The sequence below is a fragment of the Luteolibacter luteus genome (genome assembly GCF_012913485.1).
In the GTDB taxonomy this organism is placed as follows: Bacteria; Verrucomicrobiota; Verrucomicrobiia; order Verrucomicrobiales; family Akkermansiaceae; genus Haloferula; species Haloferula lutea.
In genome coordinates this window covers 5,533,137-5,548,509 of sequence record NZ_CP051774.1, presented here as the reverse complement: position 1 = coordinate 5,548,509, position 15,373 = coordinate 5,533,137, and the positions used below count along the sequence as shown (strand labels likewise).

The following is a 15,373-nucleotide window of genomic DNA, read 5'->3' as shown; positions in this document are numbered from 1 at the left end:
CTTCAAAAGGCAATCCAAGTCTCCCCATTTTTGGGGAGCGGGCTGCTTTCGGGTGTAGCAGCACCGCAAGGCTGCCATGCTTCCCGGCAATCATGCTGCGCCCCGGACTGCCCTTTCTCCTCGCCTTGGTCACCACTCCCGCCTTCGCAGCCGTGACAGGACCCTATGTGGCGGACACGGAGACCGTGCACCTGTTCCACTTGGATGAGGCGGTGGATGCGACGAACGCCGCGAACTCAGGCAGCTCTGCCGCGGGATTACTTCCCTACAGCGGGTCCGCCGTGCCGGCCGCGGCCACCGCTGCACAACCGGCAAATACCACCATCCTCGGGGCCACCACCTATTCCGCAGCGTTTGGAAGGGCCGCCTCCATTGCCACCAGCACCGTCGGGCTCGGCCTCGATGCGAATCAGTCGGGCGGCTTTCAACCCGGCACCACTACGAGTCCGGACGCTATTGCTCAGGGCAGTATCGCCGGTGCCGATGGTTCCTTCACCTTGGAAGCCTTGGTCAACCTGCCGTCGATCACCGGTGCCTCGCGCGAGATCATCTCGACCGACAGTTCGATGTCGAATCGCGGCTTCCAGTTCCGCATCGGGACGACAGGTGCGCTCGAATTCAATTTCATCACGGGCAGCGGCAGCGCGATCTCCGCCGCCATCCCGACCACCGGCCCGCATCGCTTTGCCGCGAACGAGTGGTTCCACGTCGCCCTGTCCTTCGATGGCAGCACGAATACCTCCACCTTCTATTGGACCAAGCTGGCTCCCTCCTCGGCGCAGGCAAACGCGATCGGGAGTTCGACCAGCGAAAACACGGTTGCGAGCGTCACCGGCCCCCTCGTCATCGGCAATGAGGCGCGCGGAGCCTCGGGCGAAGGCCTGCAAGGGCTGATCGATGAAGTCCGGATCAGCAAGGTAGTCCGCAGCGCGAGCGCCTTCCTCTTTGCCAATGATGACCTCGATGGCGACGGTCTTTCCGACGCATGGGAAGCCCTCCATTTCGGGAATCTCGGCCAGGATGGAAACGGTGATCCGGATGGCGACGGCTACGACAACATGGCGGAGTTCGTGGCGGGAACCGCACCGGACAACCCGGACTCCAATCCCGGCGACGCGGATCTCGATGGCCTGCAAGACGAGTGGGAGATCCACCACTTCGGCAACCTCACCGCACAGGATGGTGAGGGCGATCCGGATGGTGACTTCGCGAGCAATTCACTTGAGGAAGCGGCGCACAGTAGCCCCGTGAACCCGATCGACTGGCCTGAGACCGATGGCGATCAACTCAATGACGGCTGGGAACTCTTCTACTTCGGAAACCTGAGCCGGGATGGGTCTGCCGATAGCGATGGAGACGGAGCCGGCGACAAGGCGGAACACGATGCCACCACCGATCCCACCCAAGCCGGATGGAGCCCTTCAAGATCCTTGCTGGCCCACCGCTGGAGCTTTAATGGCAACTTGGAAGACAGCGTCGGAACGGAGCACGCCGAGCTGATCGATCCCGACTCCAATCCCGCCACGGGAGCAGCCGCGCTAGGGGACAGCAACGTGTTGCTCCAAGGTGGTGTTCGCTCGGAGGCTTCCTACATTGAGCTGGGGAATAACCTGCTCGGCGGCCGGAAGACCCCGCTGAGCATCGAGCTATGGGCGACACAGATCGCCACCCGGAACTGGGGTCGCATCTTCGATTTCGGCAGCAGCACCACCGAGTATCTTTTCATGTCCTGGACCCAAGGGACCACGCTCGCAAACGACCAGGTCCGGTGGTTGGACGGAGTCTCGAGCCTGACCAACAACAGCAATGCACCCTACGTTCTCGGCACGCCTTACCACATCGTCCTGACCATCGAGCCTCGAGCCGGTTCCGCGGGCAGCACCCGTGTCACCTGGTATGCGGCTCCCGCTGCAGCAGCGACTCTCGGCGGAGCCCGGGGAAGTTTTGAAACGACCAACACCCCGCTCGATTTCAACGACGCGGTGAACTGGCTCGGTCGCTCGATGTTCGCGGCGGATGCTACGGCAAATGCCCGCTATGATGAGTGCCGCATCTGGAATGGCGCGCTGGGTGCGGAGGAGCGGGAGCATCTTCACGTCTTCGGGCCGGACTCTGTGTCCTATGCGGACAGTGACGCGGACGGGCTACCGGATGCTTGGGAGATCGGGCGCTTCGGAGATCTGGATGAGACCGCGAATTCCGACACGGATGGCGATGGTTACAGCAATGGCGCGGAGTTCGCTGCTGGCTCTCACCCGGCGGTGACGGCTTCCATTCCCGGTGATATCGATGGCGACGACCTTCCGGATCAAGAAGAGATGCGCTATTTCGGCAATCTCTCCGCGACAGCTTCCGGCGATCCTGATGGGGACGGGGAATCCACAGCTACCGAACTCACGAACAACTCTGCACCGAACAACCGTGCCTCGCTTTCCACCGACACCGATGGCGATGGGTTGCCGGACCCATGGGAATTGAGCCACTTCAGCCACCTCGGTCACAATGGGGGAGCGGATCCGGACAAGGACGGCTTCGGCAATCTTCAGGAATGGGAGGCCGGCACGAACCCCGCCGACGCGGAATCCCGTCCCGCCGGGACGGCCGTTCGACTCGTTCCCTTGGACGATGGTGATCACGCTACCAGCGAGTTCGGCTACGGCGGCGCGTCCGCGATCAATACGGTTTCCTTCGTCCGTTCTTCCCTGAAGACCGTGGGCAACCAGCAGTTCGTGACCTGGTATGGACGCCATCAGTTCGATGCGAATGCGAAGTTCAACAACACCATCTGGATCGGCCGTCGCGCTCTTGGCTCCTCTGAATGGGAGGTCTTCCGCCATCCGACCTTCACCGCGAACACGATCACGGACGGCCATGACGTGATCAGCTACGGCATCGATGGCGATGGCTACATGCACGTCTCCTGGGGCATGCATGGCGATGCCTTCCACTACTCCCGCAGCGTAGCCCCTGTGACAGGCACCGCCCCGATCGTCCTTGGTCCGGATAGCACCATGACCGGACGGGAGGACACGGTGACCTACCCGCAATTCCTGAAGCTTCCCGATGGGGACCTGCTCTTCCTCTTCCGCGAGGTGGCATCCGGAAATGGCGACACTTTCCTCAACCGCTATGACACCGCGACGAAGACTTGGGACAATGTCCACCGCAGCGGAAACATCCAGCTGCCTTTCATCAAGGGCACCGGTTGGACACCGAACTACAATGCCTATCCCAATATGCCGCAGCTTGGCGGGCCGGATGGCGATGACCTCCTGCTCACCTGGTGCTGGCGCTATGAGCCGGTGGGCGGAGACTCCCCTGCCAACGAAAACGGCTATCAGACGAACAACCAGTTCGCCTTCGGGAGATCCACCGATGCCGGCCTGACCTGGCAGCACCACGATGGCACGGCTTATACGCTTCCGATCTCGCGCGATGGAGAAAGCGGTGATCCGGCCACCAAGGCCGAGCAGATCATGGCCATCCCGGAAGGCAGCAGCCTGATCAATCAGGCAAGCTCTTGCTTGGATGCGAATGGCAATCCGGTGATCGCTTCATGGTGGGCACCCGAGACAGCCGCCGGAAACTATCGGCGGCAATACATGGTCGTCTTCCGCGATGACAATGGCGTCTGGCAGAAGCGTCCTGTTTCGAACCGGACCATCGATCCCACAGGCACGAAGTATGATGAGAATTTCGTCCGCAATCTCGGCCGCCCGACCGTCGTACATGATGATAGCGGCCGCATCATCGTCGCCTATCGCGACAATCAGGGCAGCAATGGCATCACGATCGTCCACAGCTTGCCAAAAGCCGAAGACCCCGAACGCCTAGTCTGGATCGAATTCGATCTTACCACCGAGAATCTCGGCAACTACGAGACAATCATCGACAACGAACTCTGGGATCGAGACCGCCAGCTGCACTTCCTCTACCAAGCCGCAACTGGGGAAGGCTACACCACTTCTGCGAACACCGCTTCGCGCTTCTCGATCCTCGAGTGGGACGCAAAGACCTACTTCGCCCACAAGCCGCAACCGCAGGTAAGCTTAAATGGAGGTCAGGTGCAGATCCGCTGCATCTCCGAACCAAGCTGGTCCTATCGTTTGTGGAGCAGCTCGGATCTAACGGATTGGCAGCTTGAGGAAACCCGGGAAGGCACCGGCACCCCCATCCAGTTCACAGCCCCTCTCGATCCTCAGGGATCCCGGCGCTTCTGGCGGATCGAATACGTCGAGGGCGGTTAAGAAGCTAGCGTGCAGCAGAAGCTCCCCCAAGGCCCCCTTCACTAGCTGTAGCACTTTCGCGAGAAGCCGGGATGCCAGGGGGCGATTGGCGTCTTCCCTCCCCGTTTTCAGTTCATCCTGGCAGTAGAAACCCACCCCTGCGTGCGCCAAACTTCTTTCCCGCATGCTTTTCACACGCCATTCCATCTCGCCCGGCTTCCCCCACTTCGACGTCCCATGTTGGAAGTTCGATGTTCGATCTTCCCCTTTTCTCAGCCTGTTATTTTTCATGTTTTTAACAGGCAGAACAGGCGCCCCCCTTTCCTCCCCTTTGAGTGGGAGAAGCCTATCCCTCATTGAACCACACGGGACGCCCCCCTAAGGCTGGGGGGAATTTTGTCGGATGGGTCCAAGCCATCCGACACCGGGACCGGCCACCTCTTCCGGCGTCCGCCCCGCTCGAAACCCCAAGTAACCCATGAATCGGAAGATCTGTCTCATTCCCGGCCTGGCCCTTGCCCTCGCCCCGCACGCCCGGAGCGCCAGCGTCACGCTCAATGCTGCCGACGCGCTCAATACGAGTTCCTTCAACGCCGCCCTAAACTGGAGCAATGCCGCCGCCCCGTCCGCGGAGAACGATTACATCGTGAACATTCAGCGCCTGCGCACCCCGGCCACGGCAGGTGACTACGCCTTTGCCGGCAATTCCCTCACAATCGGCACGACCACCGGCAACCTGACTTACAAGACCGCCGGTTCGCACATCATCACCGTCAACAATCTGATCCTCTCGGGCGGACTGATCGATCACCTCCAGGGAAGCACGGAAACTTTCACTCTCGCTGGTAATCTCAATGTTACCGGCACCGGATCGCGCATTGGAGCCACGCAAGGTCCGGTGAGCATCACCGCCCCGATCAGCGGCACCGGTGATCTGACTTTCACCGGTGGCAATGCGACATATCGCACCACCATCTCCGGCACCAATACCCACACTGGTAACATTACCGTCACGGGCTTCGTTACTGCGGCGGAAACCAGCGCCTTGGCCTTCACCATCGGAGCCAGCGGCGTAAACAACAGTATCTCGGGAGCGGGCAACGTTGCCTTCAACGGTACTTTCAATCTGAACCTGACGGGTGCCAGCACCACTTCCGGCAGCACCTGGACCTTGGTGAATACCGCCACGCTCACGGAGACTTTCGGCGCCACCTTCAATATCCCCGGCTTCACCAAGACCAACAATCTCTGGATCTCCGCGGATAACGTCTACGCCTTCAGCGAGAGCAGCGGCGTGCTCAGCGTGGTCTCCGGCGATGGCGACAATGACGGCCTGCCCGACCTCTGGGAGCTTGGCACCTTCGGCAATCTCAACCAGACCGGTGCTGGAGATGCGGACAGCGACTACGCGACCAACCTTGAGGAATACACCGCATCCACCAATCCGCTCGACCGGAATTCCTTCCCGGATACCGAAAACGGAACCGGCGACGGCATGGCCGATGCTTGGGAAATCTTCTACTTCGGGAATACATCCCGCCTTCCGGACGCCGATGCGGACAATGACACCTTCTCGAACATCGAGGAGTTCCTGGCGAACACGAACCCGAATGATGCGGCATGGACTCCGGCAAAGGCAAAGCTCGCCCATCGCTGGAGCTTCAATGGCAACCTCAATGATTCCGTCGGCACCAGCCACGCGCAGGTGATCGATCCGGATAATGATCCGTTGGTCGGCGGATCATCCACCTTGTCCGCAACCGATCTCCTGCTTGTGGGTGGAGCGAGCGGAACCTCGGCTTACGCACAGCTCGGCACAAACCTGCTGCAAGGCAAGAAGACCCCTGTCACTCTGGAATTCTGGGCCACACAAGTAGCGGTGCAGAACTGGGCCCGGATCTTCGATTTTGGCAGTGGCACCACCGAGTATCTCTTCATGTCCTGGACGCAGGGCACGAATGCGGCGACCGATCAGGTCGAGTGGATCGATGCCGCGACCACCAATAGCCCGAACACCAACCAGCCCTACACCGTCGGCACGCAGTTCCACATCGTGATGACGATCGAGCCCGGTGCCGGCGCGGACAGCAGCACCTTGGTCACTTGGTATTCCAATCCGGCCAATGGTTCCGATCTGGGGAGCGCCCAGGGCACTTTTAGCACGACGAACCAACTCGCCTTCCTCAACGACACATTCAATTACCTCGGGCGCTCCCAATGGGCCGGCGACAATGTCGCGAATGCCCGCTATGATGAGATGCGGATCTGGAGCGGCGCGCTCACCCCTGAGGAGCGCGAGTTCTTCCATGATGCTGGCCCGGAGGTGGTCAATGCCACCGACACCGACGGGGACGGCCTGCTGGATGAATGGGAAGTGGAGAACTTCCGCTCCAACGCGGGAGAATCAATCGCAACCATTCTCGCGAAATACGACGGCACCGACGACCCCGATGGCGACTACTATGACAACGCCTCGGAGTTCCTCGATGGCACCGACCCGATGGACATCCTTTCTTCCTTCGACGCCGATGCCGACGGCCTGCCGGATGGATGGGAAGTGTTCTGGTTCAAAGAAGCCGGCGATGAAGACCTTTTCGCGATCATCTCACGTTTCAATGGCACGGACGATCCGGATAGCGATGGTTTCTCGAACGTCGCGGAGCGTGCTGCTGGAACCAGTCCCAAGAATGCGGTTTTCACGCCGCTCGATACCGATGGCGACCAGCTGATCGACTCTTGGGAGCAGTTCTACTTTTCCGATCTCGACGAGCTTGCGAGCGGCAACCCGGATGGGGACTCGGGCACGAACCTTCAGGAGCAAAATGCCGGGTCGGACCCGACTCAAGCCAGCTCTACGATCACCGATATCGACGGCGATGGAATCGTCGACACAACCGAGGTTTTCCAACCTTACACCGTGGATTCGGATACGCTGCATCTCTGGCACCTTGATGAGGTGAAGGCACCGGCAGCCGATGCTGCGGCCGGGCGGCTTTCCCTCAATAGCCTTCAAGATGGAGCAATGATGTGGACGCCCTCCCTCGCGGGTTTCGGCACGGGACTCAATCCCTCGGCTGGCCGCGGCACTGCCACCGGCGGCGTGCTTTCGGCACTGCCGCTGGCAGCAGACACCACGGACGATGCCACCTTCAGCTATGCGGGGGCGGATGGAGCTTTCACCTTTGAGGCAATCGTACGCATCGACTTCGATCCTGCGGCAGCTCCGGCGTCGGTGGTGCCAATGCAGATTGTCACCGGTGAAAACGACGCCGATGCTGGCCGCGTCTGGCAATTCCGCATCGTCCCGATCGGCGGCCCGGGAAATACCGCCGGCACCGCTCCCCTGCTGGAGTTCATCAACCTGCACGGCGCAACGGCAGTGCAATCGCTGACCGCGCCGCTACCGATCGGAGCAGCCACCAATGCCATCGCCCAAGGCGGCTGGTACCATGTGGCCGTGACCTATAGCGGAACCGAAGCCACCGCGGACAACCTCAAGCTTTACTGGACCCTGCTGGACCCATCCCGCAACCAAGCCAGCCAGCTTGCCTCGCTGCAGATGACCAACGATCTGTTGGTTTCAACCGCCTGCGATCTGACGATCGGCAATGAAGGCCGGAGCAACGGTGGCAGCACCGATAGCTTCCTCGGCGTGCTGGATGAAGTGCGCATCAGCTCGGTCGCACGCACGGCCGGCCAGTTCCTCTTTGTTGCCGGGCCGGATGGGGATGCCCTCGATGACGCGTGGGAAATGCAATACTTCGGAGGCCTCGGCGAAACCGAAACCGGCGACTACGACAAGGACGGCACCGACAACCTCACCGAGTATCGCCTTGGCTTGATCCCGAATAGCGGGACCTCGCGCTTCGCAGCAACGCGTAGCACAACCGGCCAGATCCAGTGGCCCAGCGTGACCGGTGTGACTTTCACCATCCAGCGTAACACTTCGCTGACCGGAACTTGGCAAGACATTGCCACGGTCCCCGGCACGGCGGGCACAGCCAGCTTCACCGATCCGTATCCACCAGCCGGCAAGGCCTTCTATCGGGTGGTCTTGAAGTGATCACTCTCCTTTAACCGGGTGCCGCTTCAGCCGGGAACCGCCTCACGCGGTTTCCGGCTGATTCATTTTCGAGCAGCTGAAATTGCCCCATTCCCTCCCGCTTTTCACCGTTTTCCGCAAAGACAGGAAAGGACGCCGGATCTAGCGTGGGGATGCACCTCGATCAGGAATCATCATGAACATCGGCATCCCGAAGGAAATCAAAGCGCAGGAAAATCGCGTCTCCATGATCCCGGCCTCCGCCGGGGAACTCGTGAAACGCGGGCACCGCGTCTTCGTGCAGGCGGGAGCCGGCGCGGGCGCCAGCTACAGCGACGAGCAATACCTCGCCGCCGGGGCCGAAATTCTCCCGGATGCAGACGCGGTTTTTTCCGCTGCGGAAATGATCGTGAAGGTAAAGGAGCCGCAGGCCGAGGAAATCGCCCGGCTGCAGCCGCATCATCTGCTCTTCACCTACCTCCACCTCGCCGCGGGCAAGACGCTCACTGAGACGTTGGTGGCAAGCGGTTGCACGGCCTTGGCTTACGAAACCCTCGAAGTGAATCACCGTCTGCCGCTGCTGGAGCCGATGAGCGAAATCGCAGGCCGCATGGCCTCCATCGTCGGTTCCTATCACCTCGCCAAACACAATGGCGGTCGCGGCACCCTGCTCGGCGGCGTGCCTGGGGTAGCGCCGGGTCGCGTGGTGGTCATCGGTGGTGGCACGGCAGGTGTGAATGCTGCACGCGTTGCCACCGGTATTGGCGCGGACGTGACGATCCTTGAGGTAGACTTCGAGCGCATGCGTTTCCTGGATATCACCATGACCGGCACACACACGGTGTATTCCAGCGAAGCAAACCTCGCGGAACTTCTGCCACGGGTCGACCTCGTGATCGGTGCGGTCTTGGTCCCCGGGGCCCGCGCGCCGAAGCTGATCACTCGCGACATGCTGAAACAAATGCAGCCCGGCAGCGTCTTCGTGGACATCGCGGTTGACCAAGGTGGCTGTGCAGAGACCACACGCCCGACCACTCACCAAGCACCGACCTACGTCGAAGAAGACGTCATCCACTACTGCGTGGCCAACATGCCCGGAGCCTACTCCCGCACCGCAACGCAGGCGCTGAACAATGTGACCCAACGCTGGATCACCTTGCTTGCTGACAATGGTCTGGCCGGAGCAGCAAAGATCCGCAAGGAAGTGCTCGGCGCGGTGAACTGTGCCGGAGGCAAGCTGACCTGTGCACCGGTCGGTGAAGCTCATGGAATCCCGGTCGTTTCAGCGGCGGAGATTCTTGGCGTCTAAATCCGCTTACGCGCCCCGGACAGCCTCCGGGGCAGGCTTGAAGGTTCCACAGAACCAAAGGGTCGCCAGAGTCAGAAGAATACCGGAGAGCCCCAAGTGCAACACCTGCACCACGGGGTGAATCTCGACGCGTGCCATGATCAGGCCCAGCACCATCTGGGCGATCACCACCGCCAAGACACCAGTCGCCGTGCGGCCCGGCTTTCCAACCTTCTTTGACAGCCACCAAGACCCGACCGCAGCGCCGAGGATTACCCAAGAAAAGCTACGATGGATCAAGTAGGTCCACGTATGCTCCAGGATCCCGATCCACTCGGCCCGACCCATTCCCTCATGGGTGCGGGCGAGATGGGTATTCGTTTCCCGGATCTGGGTGCCGAGAACGCCTTCGACGAAGATCAGCGCCAGCAGCAGGCCGACAATCCAACGCATCTTTCGACGGAAAGTATCGTCACCCGCGATGAGCCAAGGCGACTCGCAACCACGCCACGCGGCAAAGGTCAGCGGCATTAGAAGCAGCATCGCCAAAGCCATATGTACCGTGAGCACCACGGGCTTCAAATCGCTGGAAACCACTTGGCTACCCATCCATGCATTCACCCCCACTAGGAGCACCGAAACCACCGATGCCGACCGAACCCACGGACGGCGACGCTGGCGGATCAGCGCGGTAACCAGCGTGGCCATCGAGAAGAAGCCCACGGGGAAGGAGCTGAGACGGTTCACAAACTCCGTCCAAGTGTGCACTGCATTGAAATTCTCCAGGATATGTTCAGGGGTGACCGTTTCGGGATCGCGGTCATAGCGCGCCGCCGCCTTCCGGAATTTCTCGAAGTTCAGCTTCGTGATGTCCACCTGCTCCACGCTCGTCGGCGGGATCAGACGGCCCCAGCAACGAGGCCAATCCGGACAGCCCATCCCTGCTCCACTCACCCGGACGATGGCCCCCACAAAAATAAGGACGATCACCGAAACGAGGGCAGCCGAGGCGAACTTCTGAAAGCGGGTCATGGACGCCGCGAATCATCGGCAGCCCGCGCCCCGATGCAAACCCGATAGAGAAGGAAAGATCAGCCTCCTTGCACCTCGGTCGCACCCGGAGGAGCCGATGCGGTTTTCTCGCCGGGACTCCCATTGATGGCCGGGTTTGCCCCATTTCTCTGGTTTTCCTGACCGATCGCCACGGCGACCCAGCGGAACTCGTCGCTATTATCCAGCACGACCTTGAGGATCATCGTCAAAGGAACGGCGAGGATGATGCCGATAAGACCCCAGAGCCAGCCCCAGAAGAGAACGCAGAGGACGACCACCAGAATCGAAAGGCCAAAGCGGCGTCCGAGCAGCATGGGCTGCACGAAGTTGTCCAAGAACATGTTGATCAGCCCGTAGCCACCGGCCACCACGATTGCATCCGTGGTTCCGCCATCCTTGGCAATCAAGGCCAGGAGGATTGGCGGGACGGAAGCGATCAGCGAACCGACCACCGGGATGAAATTCATCACGAAGGCGAGAATTCCCCACAACAGGAAGAAATCGAGACCGGCCACCCAGCAGAGGATCCCCGCCAACACCCCGGTCGCCAGACTGATGACCGTCTTGATGCCAAGGTAGCGCTGGGTATCGAGCATCGCACTAGCCAAACGATCGAAATTCGGTCCCCGGGCAGCACGGATCGCCCCGAAACGGCGACTAAATCCCTGAGCCTCGGAGAGCATGAAAACCGTCAGCACGATCACCACGCCGAAGCTGGCAAAGAAGGTGAGCAGGCGGCCTACCACGCCTGTGCCAAAGCTAAGGATCGTGGAAAACTTGATATTCCGCAGCTCGGCGAGGTTCTCGGTGGTGAATTCCTGCACCTTTTCGGCGCCATCTTCCACACCCCATTCCTCCAGCTTCCCGGCCACGGAGGTACTGGCATCCTGAATCTTCGCCCGCGTGAGATCGTAGTATTCAGCATCCCACTTCTCCTGAAGGTCACCGATGATGGTCACGCCGAGCACGATGACCGCGGCGAGGAAAGCGAAGTCGACCAAAACCGTGAGAATCACGGAGACCGCCGGAGGGACCCGATGCCGCTGCAGCCAGCCGGTCACGGGATAGCTCACCGTCGCAATGAAGAAGGCCAGCAGCACGGGCACGAAAAAGGACTGTGCCGCTTTCAAGCCCGCCACCACCACGACCAGCGCGGCGAACAACAGGATCATCTGCGTCGCCCGGGGTTTTCTTTGGATTATTCCGCCTTCGCTCATCTGGAGGGTGAGGCGATCTTACAGGTATCCTTGCCAATTCACAAAGCTTTCCTGCACTACGCAAACCCGGAGGATCTCCCATCCCTTCCGGGATGCTTCCTCACTTGATGGTGACGTGATCCACGGCCCATTCCTCCTTGGCATCCGCCTCTGTGGATACTTCCGCACCCTCCTGTGCCGGCTCGATTGAAACAGTTTGCTCCTCGGGCTCCGGCTGGGAAGTCCTCACCTGGGGCAGCCAGATCCGCTGCATCCAGATGCCCCCGGAGAACATCACGATGCCTAGGACGGCGAGAACGAGGGCGAGGTACGCTTTCATTTCGAGGAGCAGTTGAGAAGTAGACCCGGAAATGTGACTTTCCTTTGAAACTGTTTATTCGGCCTTCATCTTAGCGATGCCGTGGCTCTTTTTCCTGGAGTCCAGATCCGGACACCGGCTGAGCGGCGTTCCGGCTGGCGGAAAAACCCCTCCAGCCCGATTCTACTCTCAAGATCAGCCAAAGCGGCATCGAGATGCGGCCAGCGCCAGCGAAAGCCCGCTTCCCGGAGTCGGCGCGGATCGGCCCAGCGACTCTTCAACACGAGTTCCGTCTCCGTCTTCAACAGGCGCGCACCAAGTTCCAACATCAGTTCCGTCGCCGGAAGGCCGAAAGGAGCGCCTTGCTGTTCGCGGAAGGCCTGCATCAGTTCGCGGTTGGTCGGAAATTCCGGCGTCGTCAGATTGAAAACGCCGTCGGCCAGCGGATCGGCTGCCAAAAAATCGATCGACCCGAGGAGATCATCCATATGGATCCAGCTCACCCGCTGGCTCCCCTTCCCCATCTTTCCACCAAGACCACGGCGGGTAAGATGACGGAGCACATCAAAGACAGTGCCATCCTCGTTCGCGAGAACCATGCCGATGCGCAGGGCTATCTTCCGGGTCGCTCCCGGAACAGCGGCGGCGAAGAAGGCTTCTTCCCATGCCTGGACGACACCCACCGAGAATCCCTCCCCGGGCTCGCCCATCCATTCATCCTGTCCGTGGTCCTCGGCGTGACGATAGAAGGTCGCCGAGCTGGCGTTGATCCAGAGCTTCGGCGGGATCTTGCAGGTCGAGATCGCTTGACCGATCACCCGGGTCGAGTCGATGCGCGACTCCAGAATTTCCCGGCGGTTTCGCGCATCGTAGCGGCAGTTCACATTACGGCCTGCGAGATTGATCACCCGTTCCGCGCCTTCCAGAGCCAAGGCCCAAGGGCCTAACGTCTTGCCATCCCACTCAAGAAACATGCCATCGCCGCTCCAGCCATCCCGGCTGCGGGCGACACACACCACTTCACGGCCTTGGTTCTGATAGTGGCGCGCCAGATAGCGGCCCAGAAAACCGTTCGCGGCGAATATCACAATTTGCGGATTCACTTCAAACTCCCTTCCTTTTTGAAATCCTCTTTTTCCTCTTTTTTCAGAAAAATTTGAAAAGCCACCTACCGAACTAACCGAGCAGCTTGGCGGCAAGTTGAACGGCAAAGCCGTGCTTCATCGATCCGATCCGGTCCGCCACCTTCGAGGCAAAGCCAACGAACTCTTCCAACTGGCGGACTTGATCATGAAAAGCTTTCGCTTCCGGCGAAGTGAGGTCACGAGTACTCTCGGCACAGTGATTAAGCACGGCCAGTGCGGGCTCAATCTCGCGCTTCTTCCTCTCCCGTGTGACGGTGGTGAAGATCTGCCACACATCCTTCTCCGCCTCGAAAAATTCGCGCCGTTCGCCCTTCTTCACCACAATCCGCACGAGGCCCCAAGCGACAAGATCCTTCAAGTTGGTATGGGCATTCCCCCGGCTCACCTGCAGCTCCTCCATCACCTCATCCGTGCTGAGGGGTTCGGGCGAAATCATTAGCAACGCATGGATTTGGGCCATGGTTCGATTGATTCCCCATTGCGAGCCCATCGCACCCCATTGGGCGACGAATTCCTCGCGCACCGTTTTGAGTAGCTCACGTTCCTTGCTCATTTATTTTTCAGTATTTACTGAAACTTCCGTAATTCAAGGAAAATTCCAAGAGATCTTCTCTTCTCTCGCCTAGTGGGGCTCATCCGAAGCTAACGGACTCCAACCATTATTTTGCGCAGCATTTCAAACAGTGGCTGTGCTTGGCACGACTTCAATGCGAGGTAATTTATCGGGAAGCGGAACCGCTTCGGCAGCCGATGATCCGCAATCGACCTATTGTTTCACTGCTCAAAAACTGGGCGGCAATTCCGATCTTTGCCTCGGTTCTCACGGGGTATCTTCACGCGGCACCGTTACGGGTTCTCGCGATAGGAGACAGCATGACGGAGGAATATGCCTTCGAACTGACCTTTTCCGCCCCGGACTCCGATCCGGACAACGCCAATGTGAGGAATTGGCCTGAGCTGTTCCGAATTTTTCGCCCTACCGACCTGGACATGGGGGCCTATCGAACGGGTATCCCCTACGGTGATCTCCGTACTTTAGGCCACCGGTATAACTTTGGCATTCCCGGAACCACGACAACCAATTGGACCAATCTCATCAACGGTGCCTGGGAAGATGATCCGCTAGGGCCCCTTTATTCGGTCACGAAGAACGCGATCGAGGAGGAGATCTTCAATACCCCTGTGGTGGTGATCATGCTTGGGGCCAACGACCTGAAACAGGAATATAACGACATTTTCAATAACACCGAAGATCCCGCGTTCTTCGACAACATCATCACCCGCATCAATTTCATCCACTCCTGGGTGCGCGCAATCCGCGGAGTCAAGCCTCCCAAGGTAGTGGTCTGCACGGTGCCGGATGTGGGGGCGACACCGCAGATCTCGAATATTTACAACGTTCCCGAGAAGAAGGTGACGACCCGTGCGAAAATCGCAGCCTTCAACCAAAAGATCATCGCCTGGGCTGCGTCGAAGCAGAATCCGCCGGTGGTCGCGCGCCTGGACCTCTTGACCGACCGCGTTTTCGATCAGGTTCCATTCCAGATCAACGGTACGGTTTTCACTCTCTCCGGGAGTAATGAGAACTCGCCGACTCAAGTTTTCTGCAAGGACGGCTTTCACGCGTCCACGGTAGCGCAAGCCTACATTGCGAACGAGGTGATCGCCTCGCTGAATACGGCGATGGGAACCACGATTCCTAAATTCTCCGATCGGGAGATCCTGAAGAACCTGTTGGGGCTGAATCCTGACCAACCATACCTGACTTGGATTTCTTCTGCCGGCCTGCCAAGCTCGGGGATGGACGCTGATCCGGACGGTGATGGGTTGCCGAATCTGGTGGAGTATCTGCTGGGAACCTCGCCCGGCAACTACAGCAATCCCTTCGCGGGAAGCTTCTCGCCGGGAGCCTCGCTGAGTTGGAAGCCGGATGCCGTCGGTCTGAGGTTCGGAGATTTGATCGCGGAAGAATCGAATGACCTGGTGGCTTGGACGACGGTGCCTGCAGAAAGGACCAGCGTTGCGACAGATGGCACGGTCTCGGTGGTACCCCCAACGGAGAGGAAATCCTTCGTCCGATTGAAGGCGGTGGCGAAGCCATAGA

At 59.8% G+C, this 15,373-nt stretch carries 9 protein-coding genes; 4 read left to right on the top strand and 5 right to left on the bottom strand.

Going from position 1 to position 15,373, the window contains the following annotated elements; genetic code table 11:
- Positions 1-92 precede the first annotated feature (92 nt).
- The 3 genes from HHL09_RS22945 (at position 93) to ald (ending at position 9,577) form a co-directional block, all read left to right on the top strand.
- Positions 93-4,247, top strand: coding sequence for a BNR-4 repeat-containing protein (locus tag HHL09_RS22945; protein ID WP_169457008.1), 4,155 nt, complete (start codon positions 93-95; stop codon positions 4,245-4,247).
- Between the two features lie 457 nt (positions 4,248-4,704).
- Complete coding sequence (locus tag HHL09_RS22940) at positions 4,705-8,289, top strand: LamG-like jellyroll fold domain-containing protein (RefSeq protein ID WP_169457007.1); 3,585 nt, start codon at positions 4,705-4,707, stop codon at positions 8,287-8,289.
- Between the two features lie 175 nt (positions 8,290-8,464).
- Entirely contained in the window at positions 8,465-9,577 is a 1,113-nt protein-coding gene (gene ald / locus HHL09_RS22935; protein ID WP_169457006.1) for an alanine dehydrogenase, read from the top strand.
- 6 nt (positions 9,578-9,583) lie between these two features.
- Here ald and HHL09_RS22930 read toward each other — a convergent pair whose 3' ends face one another.
- The 5 genes from HHL09_RS22930 to HHL09_RS22910 form a co-directional block, all read right to left on the bottom strand.
- Complete coding sequence (locus tag HHL09_RS22930) at positions 9,584-10,588, bottom strand: COX15/CtaA family protein (protein ID WP_169457005.1); 1,005 nt, start codon at positions 10,586-10,588, stop codon at positions 9,584-9,586.
- Between the two features lie 59 nt (positions 10,589-10,647).
- On the bottom strand, positions 10,648-11,781 hold the full coding sequence (locus HHL09_RS22925; RefSeq protein ID WP_169457004.1) for an AI-2E family transporter: 1,134 nt from the start codon (positions 11,779-11,781) through the stop codon (positions 10,648-10,650).
- Positions 11,782-11,926: 145 nt separating this feature from the next.
- Positions 11,927-12,145, bottom strand: coding sequence for a hypothetical protein (locus HHL09_RS22920; protein WP_169457003.1), 219 nt, complete (start codon positions 12,143-12,145; stop codon positions 11,927-11,929).
- A 65-nt stretch (positions 12,146-12,210) separates the two neighbouring features.
- On the bottom strand, positions 12,211-13,227 hold the full coding sequence (locus HHL09_RS22915) for a TIGR01777 family oxidoreductase (RefSeq protein ID WP_169457002.1): 1,017 nt from the start codon (positions 13,225-13,227) through the stop codon (positions 12,211-12,213).
- A 73-nt stretch (positions 13,228-13,300) separates the two neighbouring features.
- A complete protein-coding gene (locus tag HHL09_RS22910; RefSeq protein ID WP_169457001.1) occupies positions 13,301-13,822 on the bottom strand; it encodes a GbsR/MarR family transcriptional regulator in 522 nt (173 codons plus the stop codon).
- 197 nt (positions 13,823-14,019) lie between these two features.
- Between HHL09_RS22910 and HHL09_RS22905 the strand changes: the two genes are divergently transcribed.
- Complete coding sequence (locus HHL09_RS22905) at positions 14,020-15,372, top strand: SGNH/GDSL hydrolase family protein (protein WP_169457000.1); 1,353 nt, start codon at positions 14,020-14,022, stop codon at positions 15,370-15,372.
- The last annotated feature ends 1 nt before the right edge of the window (position 15,373 follow it).

Bases quoted from the DNA above. Each gene is read 5' to 3' on its own strand.
- HHL09_RS22945 (WP_169457008.1), top strand. From the start codon at position 93: ATGCTGCGCCCCGGACTGCCCTTTCTCCTCGCCTTGGTCACCACTCCC.
- HHL09_RS22940 (WP_169457007.1), top strand. From the start codon at position 4,705: ATGAATCGGAAGATCTGTCTCATTCCCGGCCTGGCCCTTGCCCTCGCC.
- ald (WP_169457006.1), top strand. From the start codon at position 8,465: ATGAACATCGGCATCCCGAAGGAAATCAAAGCGCAGGAAAATCGCGTC.
- HHL09_RS22930 (WP_169457005.1), bottom strand. From the start codon at position 10,588: ATGACCCGCTTTCAGAAGTTCGCCTCGGCTGCCCTCGTTTCGGTGATC.
- HHL09_RS22925 (WP_169457004.1), bottom strand. From the start codon at position 11,781: ATGATCCTGTTGTTCGCCGCGCTGGTCGTGGTGGTGGCGGGCTTGAAA.
- HHL09_RS22920 (WP_169457003.1), bottom strand. From the start codon at position 12,145: ATGAAAGCGTACCTCGCCCTCGTTCTCGCCGTCCTAGGCATCGTGATG.
- HHL09_RS22910 (WP_169457001.1), bottom strand. From the start codon at position 13,822: ATGAGCAAGGAACGTGAGCTACTCAAAACGGTGCGCGAGGAATTCGTC.
- HHL09_RS22905 (WP_169457000.1), top strand. From the start codon at position 14,020: ATGATCCGCAATCGACCTATTGTTTCACTGCTCAAAAACTGGGCGGCA.